This is a genomic window from Leptospira weilii (assembly GCF_006874765.1).
GTDB classification, from domain to species: domain Bacteria; phylum Spirochaetota; class Leptospiria; order Leptospirales; family Leptospiraceae; genus Leptospira; species Leptospira weilii.
Window position 1 is genome coordinate 3,205,415 of record NZ_CP040840.1, and the last position, 9,586, is coordinate 3,215,000.

Annotated in this window: 8 protein-coding genes (1 of these 8 only partly in view); 4 read left to right on the forward strand and 4 right to left on the reverse strand. The window is 41.0% G+C overall.

The features are described from left to right. Positions 1-731: 731 nt before the first annotated feature. Together FHG67_RS15560 and FHG67_RS15565 are read right to left on the reverse strand one after the other, a co-directional pair. Complete coding sequence (locus tag FHG67_RS15560; RefSeq protein WP_002618604.1) at positions 732-1,895, reverse strand: acyl-CoA dehydrogenase family protein; 1,164 nt, start codon at positions 1,893-1,895, stop codon at positions 732-734. Positions 1,896-2,172: 277 nt separating this feature from the next. Continuing rightward, entirely contained in the window at positions 2,173-3,273 is a 1,101-nt protein-coding gene (locus FHG67_RS15565; protein WP_004496358.1) for a CaiB/BaiF CoA transferase family protein, read from the reverse strand. Between the two features lie 314 nt (positions 3,274-3,587). On the opposite strand from FHG67_RS15565, the gene FHG67_RS15570 reads away from it, so the two are divergent. Next, a complete protein-coding gene (locus tag FHG67_RS15570; protein ID WP_004501618.1) occupies positions 3,588-4,661 on the forward strand; it encodes an NHL repeat-containing protein in 1,074 nt (357 codons plus the stop codon). A gap of 60 nt (positions 4,662-4,721) precedes the next feature. On the opposite strand, the gene FHG67_RS15575 is transcribed toward FHG67_RS15570, so the two are convergent. Then, positions 4,722-5,108 (reverse strand): DMT family transporter, encoded by a 387-nt coding sequence (locus FHG67_RS15575; RefSeq protein WP_002618613.1) that lies wholly within the window; start codon positions 5,106-5,108, stop codon positions 4,722-4,724. Between the two features lie 75 nt (positions 5,109-5,183). Here FHG67_RS15575 and FHG67_RS15580 point away from each other — a divergent pair, with 75 nt between their 5' ends. Continuing rightward, positions 5,184-6,020 (forward strand): alpha/beta fold hydrolase, encoded by an 837-nt coding sequence (locus FHG67_RS15580; RefSeq protein WP_004498807.1) that lies wholly within the window; start codon positions 5,184-5,186, stop codon positions 6,018-6,020. 393 nt (positions 6,021-6,413) lie between these two features. Here FHG67_RS15580 and FHG67_RS15585 read toward each other — a convergent pair whose 3' ends face one another. Beyond that, a complete protein-coding gene (locus FHG67_RS15585) occupies positions 6,414-7,073 on the reverse strand; it encodes a hypothetical protein (protein WP_004496416.1) in 660 nt (219 codons plus the stop codon). A 308-nt stretch (positions 7,074-7,381) separates the two neighbouring features. On the opposite strand from FHG67_RS15585, the gene FHG67_RS15590 reads away from it, so the two are divergent. Beyond that, on the forward strand, positions 7,382-7,714 hold the full coding sequence (locus FHG67_RS15590) for an LIC10965 family protein (RefSeq protein ID WP_004496404.1): 333 nt from the start codon (positions 7,382-7,384) through the stop codon (positions 7,712-7,714). Positions 7,715-7,770: 56 nt separating this feature from the next. Continuing rightward, a protein-coding gene (locus FHG67_RS15595; RefSeq protein WP_061216570.1) for a TonB-dependent receptor crosses the window boundary here: on the forward strand, positions 7,771-9,586 show its 5' portion. The gene runs 518 nt beyond the window's last position; only the first 1,816 of its 2,334 coding nucleotides appear in the window; the start codon lies at positions 7,771-7,773; the stop codon falls past the right edge of the window.

Below are 9,586 nucleotides of genomic sequence, written 5' to 3' on the forward strand. Positions count from 1 at the left end.
CGAAGGTAAACATCAATTTACAAAAAAAGAAATTACACAAAGAAGAACCCAGAACAAGCCCTATCTCATACCCCTTCGGAAGCAAAATTTGAATTTAGGAAGCGTTGTGCTTGAGTTCCCTAATTTTAGGTGGGTGGCGAGCGCCAATAGAAACGAGTCGTTGAGTTTTTAGGTAACTTATCGAAACGCTCTCTAAGGATCCGCGTTGTAAATAAGAAATAATCGGATAAGTTTCAAAACCCTTGAAATCAGGAAAAAGATTTTTCAAAAACGAACCGTCAAATCTCGTTTAGATTTATTTGTTTTTATTTTAGGAAATTCGGATTTTTGGATCGATACGTCTCATACAATGATCGCCGAAATCGCTTGAAAATTTTGGACGCCAAAAGGTAATTACTACTCGAACGCACGAATAGAATACTATGACAAACTTATTTCGAAAATTAGAATATTGGAATCTTCCTTTAAAAAGTCGGGATTCCCGATTTGACTTAATTTTTGAGAACCGCTGTACTTTTGCAAAACCGACCGCTTATTTTCGAGTATCATTTTCACGCGGCCGAGTAGTAACTTTCGTTTCAAGGACTCAAAATCGTAATAAAAAAGGCGCTGGCAAAGCGCCAAACGCCTTTTAGTTCACTTGCGGTTTTCGAAAACTTTTTTCTAATTCCGTAATTTTTCAAACGCGCGTCCCGTCATGTAAGAACGCATTTTCGAAAATTCTAATATTCTTATTTAGCGGACGCCGCTTCACGAATCACGTAAGCCGCGATCTCGTTTTTCTGGATCTGAGTGGTTCCTTCGAAAATACAAAGGATTTTCGCATCTCTCATCAGTTTTTCGACGGGATATTCTTTCGTATAACCGTATCCGCCGAAAATTTGAACCGCGTCCAGAGCGCATTTCATCGCGGTCTCGGAAGCGTGAGCTTTTGCAATTGCGGAATACTTGGGAAGTCTCGGATCATCGGCGTCGGCCATCCTCGCCGCAAGATACGTCACTTGGCGGGAAGTTTCCAAACCGATGGACATATCCGCAAGCATGTGCTGAACGGCTTGGAAGCTAGAGATCTTGGATCCAAACTGCTCTCTTTGTCTTGCATATTTGGAAGCGTAGTCAAGGGCCGCTTGAGCGACACCTACTCCCATCGCCGCAACATACGGACGAGAAGCGTTTAGAGTTTGAAGCGCGTAAATAAATCCTAAGTTTTCTCTTCCAATCATGTTCGCTTCTTCCACGGCGCAATCTTCAAAGATGATTTGGCGAGTATCGGAAGCACGGATTCCGAGTTTGTCTTCTTTTTTACCGACGGTCAGGCCCGGAGTATCTCTCTTCACATAGAAACAACTCACTCCTCTAGTCCCTCTTCCCTTATCGGTATAGGCAAACACAGTATAGGCGCCGGCACTACCACCGCCTGTGATCCATTGTTTCGTTCCATTGATAACCCACTTGTCGCCTTTTTTAACGGCAGTCGTACTCATACCCGGAACGTCGGATCCCGCACCCGGCTCGGAAAGACAGAAAGAGATTCCATACTCTCCATCTATAACCGGTTGTAACCATTTCTTCTTTTGTTCGTGAGAAGCTCCTTTCAAAATAGGAAGAATCCCAAGACCTGTATAACCAAAACAAAGAGAAATTCCCAGACATCCTCTGGAAAGTTCTTCGGTGACGAGACACTGCTCCACCGAACCAAGTCCCCAACCGCCGTATTCTTCGGGGATAGTCAAACCGTTGACTCCCAATTCTTTTCTCATACGATTAATGAGTTCTTCGGGATGTTTATTTTCTTCGTCCCAGTGACTTGCAACTTCATGTGTGATTTCTTTTTTCACGAAATTGCGGATCTGGTCCCTGATTTCGAGCTGTTGTTCGGTAAATTCCTGGTACATCGGTTTTTCCCTTCTTACGAGAGTGTTCTGATCCTACTTTTTTTTTCTCCGTGATTAGATCAAACCAAAATACAGAGGAAAAAATTGGCGCTACGCTCGTTTTTTTCTTTTTTATTCATTTTACGTTTAAAACTTTTTATCCGAAATTCATTCTCTTAAAAAATTCTCTTAAAATGAGCCATTCTTTTCAATTTTAAAGAACGAACGTTCTGTTTTTAGTGTTTAGAGATTCGAATCCAAAAAACATTTCAGCGGCCTAAAATGTCTCAAAACAAAATCAGATCACTTTTTCTCTTTTCATTGTTTCGATTTCTTCCAAAGTATATCCTAGAGACTGGTAAATCGACGTATTATGTTCCCCATGTTTCGGAGGATCCAATCGATATGTAATCGGGGTTGCGGAAAACGGAAAGGGGGCTCCGAATTGAAAGTAATCTCCATATTCGGGATGTTTTTTATCTAAAATCATTCCCCTTTCCCTTAAAACCGGATCCTTACTGACTTCTTCCATCGTCTTAACGGGAGTCAGACAAGAATCCTCGTTCTCAAATAGAAAATTCAAATCTTCGAATGTCTTGGATGCGAAATAAGCGGTAAGAATTTCTTTCCACTTGGAAAAGTTTTTCTCTTCCGTTGGTAATTCTTCCAAATGTCCATCTAATCCCGACTGGCGTAAAAAGGTCTTAAAAAACATGTCTTCAAGTGCGCCTAACGCAACCCAACGTCCTTCCTTGGTCCGATATACATTATAATTCGGTAATTTACCGGATAGAAGTTCGTTTCCCCCTTCCGGATTTTTTCCGGTAGCCGCGAATATTCCCCCATACAAAGATAAAAACGGAAGGGAAGAATCCATCATAGAAATTGCGATCTTCTGTCCCTTCCCCGTCTTTTCCCTCGCATACAAGGCCGCCAAAATCGAAGCAAGAGCCGTCATCGTTCCTCCTCCTATATCCGCAAGCTGATAACCGGGAATCTGGGGAATTTTACCGGTCTGCGAAAGAACTCCCGAAAGTGAAAGATAGTTCACATCGTGTCCGGCAAAGTCCCTATATTTTCCTTCCGCTCCGTATCCGTAGATACCGCAGTAAATCAAACGCGGGAAACGCTCTTTCAAATCCTCGTAACCGAGCCCCATCTTGGCAAGTCCGTCCGGTCGAAAACCTTCCAAAAGTATATCAGCGTCTTCTAATAGTTTAAAAAATATTTCCCTCGACTTTTCCTTTTTCAAGTTGAGAGTGATCGCTTTCTTATTTCGATTGAGCATCAAAAATAAGGAAGGGGCTCCATTCGCTTTTTTAAACATAACCCGGGTGGCATCCATCGCTCTCGGATTTTCAACCTTAATTACATCCGCTCCCATATCTCCCAAATACATGGAACAAAGCGGACCTGGAAGCAATAAACTTAAATCGATTACCTTTACTCCGGAAAGTGGACCTCTGTTCATCGAATCAAAACCTCTTCAAAAAGAATCTTTTCCCATAGAGTAAAAAAGAATAAATTGAGATACCCTTTTTTATTTCCATTTTGAGAATCCCCAAAATTCATAACCTAGAGTTTTTGAATTGCTAATTTTATTTTTTTCGAAACCCCATTTTGGTTTTTGGAAATTTTTTATCGGATTTTTTGTCGTCTTTTCATTTAGAAACATATATTGTTATACTTTAACGTTAAGGAAAGGATCGCCGCATGTTTTATCGAGTTATAATTTTCATTCTGGCATTCGTTTCTTGTTCTCCCTCTTCCGTTTATAACCCGAGTATTTTTATGAGCCGGGCTTGGTTGGAAAACGCGATCCTGGACTGTATCCTTAAAGAATGCCATCTTTGTAAACTTAAGGTTACAAACAAACCTGTGATAAGTTTATTCGCAGGAACGGGAATTAAGGAAAGTGTCGACGGAACGACTCAAACCGCTTCTTTCAATACTCCTTTTGGTTTGGAATTAGACACCTTCGGAAACATTTTCGTGAGCGACCAAACTGCGAATCTGATTCGTAAGATAGACCGCTTCGGCAATGTGACCACTCTTTTCACAAGTTTAACCTTGCAAGCTCCTTCCGGAATCAAATTCGATCCGATCACAGGAGATAAATACGTTTCCTGCAAAGAAAGTGCCCAAATATTCAAAATCGATCATATAAATCAATTTTCCTTATATGCGGGGATTTCGGACATAGATGGATTCCAAAACGGGGATAGGTTGAATTCCTTATTCAAAGGTCCGTTCTTTATGGACTTGGATCGGGAAAGGAATTTATACGTGGGAGAATTGGGCAACCACGCAATCCGAAAAATAAATTTAAATTCCGAAACCGTGAGCACGCTTTCAGGAGGAGTTTCGGGTTATTTAGACGGGGATTTGGTCTCGGCACAATTCAAATCTCCATTAGGAATTACTTATGATCAAAAAACCGATAGTCTATTAGTCGCGGATCTTCAAGATCACAGAATTCGTAAGATCGATCTTAAAACTTCGACTGTTTCCACTTTTTTGGGGAACGGAATCGGAGCAAGCATAGATGGAAAAGGCTTAAACGCATCCTTTAATGGTCCCGCTTTTATTTCTCTCGACAACAGCGGCTATATGTTCGTATCGGATACAAACTCCAACAAAATCCGAATCGTCGACCCGGACCTCAACGTTTCCACGATTACTCATACGTTTGCCGCAATCGGCGCGGTCAAAATAGATTGTCTCAATCAAAGACTTCTTGTCGCGGACTTTGGGGCAAATCAAATCTTTCAAGTTCAATTTGAATGAATCGTGAGAATCGAAAATCCCGGCGCCACGCGTCACCTAAGAAACATTCCAAAAATCAGATTAAGATTTTGTTTCGAACATATTGGCGGCACAAAGCCAAACACCCGCAAGAATGAGAACGATTCCCGCCCACTGAGGCCAGGTTAATCTTTCTTTAAACACGATGGAAGACGCGATCAATACGATAATAAAACCCGCACTCGTAAAAACAGGATATGCGAGAGAAAGTTTTAATCCTTTTCCTAAAACGAAACGATATCCCAAAAGCGCTAAACCGAAAGAAACCAATCCTCCGATAAAAATCGGATTGAAGACGACTTGCGGAATTGCTCGCAATCCCTCCATTTTTTCGGAAACGTCGTTTAGAGAACTAGCCTTAATCAGAATATTGGCAAGCGCGTTAAACGCAAGAGCGACGGTAAAAACGATAAGAACTTGTATCTGCATAGCGGCCCCGGTTTCAACTTTACAAAAGCCAGTCCATCGAAGGAGTTGGAAATATCAAGGTCAAATCTTTTCGCTATGTTCAGAAAAACGTTTTCCTTCCAAGGACTCAATCTTTCTTATATCGACACAGGTTCGAATTCCAATTCAAAACGGACGATCGTTCTCTGTCATGCAAACGGATACAGCGCTTTTACGTATAAATTTTACATTGAGGCTCTTTCTAAAACGCACCGAGTCATCGCTCTCGATTTTGCGGGTCACGGGGAATCCGATTCCACTCTCGATTTTAAAAACTGGTATTTTTTTAGAGATCAAATCCTTGCCTTGATAGAAACGGAAAATCTACAGAAAATCATCGGCATCGGTCATTCCCTGGGAGGCGCAAGTCTTTTACTCGCTTCGTATCACTCTCCCGAAAAGTTCGATAAGGTGATCGCACACGATCCGGTCGTATTAGATTTTTTGAAAGTAACTTATTCCCGACTTTTTCACAACCCTCTTGCCAAAGTTGCCATCAAAAGAAGAAGGGAATTTAAAAATATAGAAACCGTTTCCAAACTCTACAGAAGAACCCCTTCTTTTTTCAAGATGGATTCTGAAATTTTCGACGATTATATCCGAAGTTGTTTTCGAATCGGAGAAAACGGAAAAGCTCTTTTACGTTGTCTTCCCGAAGTGGAAGCGAAAATTTTCGACTCGGTGAGTTATCGAAGTTTGTTTCAATTTGGAAAAATCAAGACGGAAACACATCTTACAATTCCCGATCCGCACGAAGTTTGTTCCCCAAAAAGCGCGAGAAAAATCAGTTCGGGAAATAAAAAATCAACCTTAGAGATTTGGCCGGGAACCTCTCATTTTTTTCCCTTTGAAGAAAAACAAAAAACCTTAGAGAGAATTCTACGAGTTCTATGAACGAGAAACGCGAAGGAAAGTTTTTTCGTAAACAAACCTAAAAAAAACAGCCTACTGACAAATCATCGTTTTCGATTCAAGACGACCGAAATGATTTTTCTCATCGTTTAAAAACGTAGGAATTCCCACATGGTATGGTTTGGGGCCAAACTCAAAAATATCCTAGAATCATCGGAATTGGCATTTTAAATAAAGATAAAGTATTTCGAGGCAACTTACGCCCGTTAATTTTTGGTGTCATTTTAATATGTCCGAGTGGTAAAACCAAGATCGAACCCGATGGGAAACGGACTGAGAAATTTTTACCAAAGGAAACGGGAATCTTGGCAGTATAAAGAAATAGTTCCATTGCAGGAACGTCGACTCTAAGCCGGACATCGCTTTAAATTTTTTTTAATGAATCGGGTTCTTCCGCTCATTCACGACCGATTTACAAGATAAATCTCCTAAGATCTTTTCCCAACGAGCAGACCCGACGGCATTATACCAGTTATGATCATAATTCGAATCCGCAGTATCTTTTACGGTAAAATTTACAATGTAATTACAACCGGGCGGCACATTGTATTCTCGAATATTATATTTTTTGTACGCTCTTGATATATGAAAAGTAAAATCGTCGGTTTCCGCAATCGCCCACTCATTATCGTTTTCATAATCGAAATCAAAAGGCCCGCAATTAAATTCCATCTCTACCCGTTTACAAAATTTCGCAAGGGAAGCTTTCGAGTAGAAATAATAATAATCTTCCAGTCGCCGAATCGGAACGTCCATTTCAAACGTTTTGAGAATTTTTAGCCACTTGTTGTATATCAAGTATTCGGGGTCGTACTTCGATTCCTTGAGTTTTGTGCGTAAATTGTAGTAATTTTCCCGCATAGGATTAAAAGGAGTCCAATTGAGTTCGATTTCAATTTCGAACTCATCCGATCGAAGTACGGCATTCGATTCTAAAATCTGAATATTTGATATGGATAATGTATTGCGGATTTGCTCGCAGATTTCTTCGAGGGAAAGCGAAGTTCTCAAAGCGTAGATATACGAAGTTTTCATACTTACGGGATACGATTCAATTGATTCGGATCCTGAACAAGAAACAAAATTGCCGCCGAAATGTAGAAATTACGAATCGCTTTCGTTCCTGCAACCAAAACTCCCGGTCATAAGATTTCTAAAAATGAAAACCCTTATTGAAATTATCGTTTTACATCCTACTCACCCTTAATTAGTATTGGTTTATCGTTAGAGTTGTTGAAAAATTAATTCTCCCCCTATTTCCGTTTCATTGAAATGGGAGATTAGAGCAGTTTTTTTAACTTCACTATGGAATTTTTCAACAACTCTATTAGTAATAATAAGAAATGGTTCGCAATTTTCTCAAATCCGGATTTCTTGCGCTTCTCCTCGTTCTTTTTGTGGGAACGGAGTTTCATACCCACGCAGAAAAAGAGACTCGAACCTTTTCTCAATCATCTTACTCCGCATATCAGAATTCCAAACAGGCTCCCGCTTGTCCGGTCTGTCAGTTCCAAAGAGACACACATTCTATCTGGAATCCGGATTTCCTGACTCAGAATTCTTTTTCGATCTTTCAAAAAGAAAAATTAGCCCCTTCCAAAGTTCTTATTCCTCTTTCTAATTTCGTTCAAATCCGGCTCGGTCGTGCGCCTCCTCTTTCAACCTCCATCTCTTAAATCATTCTTTTCTAATTTTATTTGATTGAACGGACTTTTTGTCCAGGAGGTTCGGCTTGAAAGAGCAAGTATATTTGCATTTTATAATATTCATATTTTTAATTTTTATTTCTCCGATTTCCGTTTTCGCCTTAGACGTTGCACTAACCGGCGTCGTCAAAGACAAAAACGGAAAACCGATTTCGAACGCGAGAGTCCTTATCCAAGAATCCAGAAAAAACGCAGTTACGGACGAAAAAGGCGAGTTCGTTTTAGACCACGTCCCTCCGGGAAAATACATTCTGACCGCGAGCGCAAGAGGTTATCAATCCGAAACTCTTTCGGTTACGATCGGAGAAAAAGACCAAAAAGCCCAATTCATTCTCCTCGAAAGTTCTCTGGACGGCTTTGCAATCAATGTCACTGCAAAATCCACAATTTCGGACTTTCTAACCTCTCCGCAACCGATTACGGTTTTGTCGGGGAGACAGCTCGATCGCCAAAGAGGAGAAACGGCGATGTCGGCGATCAACAATACTCCCGGAGTTTCCAACTTAACCACGGGTGCCGGAACTTCAAAACCGATCATCCGAGGTTTGACAGGGCAAAGAGTCCTCGTAATGACCGACGGAATCCGCCAGGAAGAACAACAATTCGGAGACGATCACACAACTGAATTAGATTCTTTTAATATTCAAAAAGTTGAAATAATTAGAGGTCCGGGAAGTTTACTCTACGGTTCGGACGCTCTCGCGGGAGTAGTCAACGTGATCCGAGACAAAGCTCCCCGCTCGGGAGAAGGCGTTCCCAAAATGGCAGGAATTTTCAATTCCAACAGCTATTCGAACAACAAGCAAGACGCGGGAAATTTTGCGATATACGGCAACATGGACGGGTTCGGTTACCGAGCCAGTGCAAATACTAGGAAAGCGGGAAGAATTACGACTCCGAACGGAACGATGCCCAACACAGGCATGATTGAAAAAAATCAAAATGCATCGGTCGGCTTAGACGGAAAATGGGGAAATTTTTATCTGGATTCTTTTCGAAGAGAACAAACCCAGGATCTATTGGACAATCCGAACGAAAACCCGGGTTCAACGGTTTATCAAAAACTTCTTCACGAAAAATCTCATTTTCATTCTTTCCTTATTTTTCCCGCCGGAAATTTGGAACTCGATTTTTCCTATCAGAGGAACAATCGAAGGGAGATCGAATCCAAAAACAAACTCTTTCCCATCAAAGACGTTCTTCGGGACGAGAACGTAGACATCCTCGACAAATCATTTCGGTTCTATCAAGCTACTTACAAAGCGAAATACCAAGGCCTGAATCTTTTTTTAGATACTGTGACAGCGGACGCGAAGTTTCATCATAAACCTATATTCAATCTTTTGCAAGGAACCTTAGGCGTTTCCGGTTTGGAACAAAAAAACAGAACGATCGGAACCGAACCTTTGATTCCTTCCTATGGAATTGTAAACATAGCCGGTTATTTTTTGGAAGAGCTCAAACTCGGTTCCTTGATTCTGAGTGCGGGAATTCGAGGCGATAAAAGGTCCGCGGATATCAAAAACAACACGATCTTGGGTGTCACGGAACAAACCAAAAATTATTACGCGACAACGAACTCAACGGGTCTCGTTTGGAGAATCGATAAGTCTTTTTCCGCGATTTTAAACTATGGACGCGGATTTAGGGCGCCCACCCCGTTCGAACTTTTTTCCAACGGAGTTCATGAAGGTACAGGAAAATTCGAAATAGGAAAAAACACTCTTAAACCCGAATATTCGAATAACCTGGACTTTTCCTTCAGGTATGCTTCCTCTAGGATTCAAATGGAGATCAGCGTATTTCAAAATCACATTCAAAATTTCATATATGCCGCAAGCA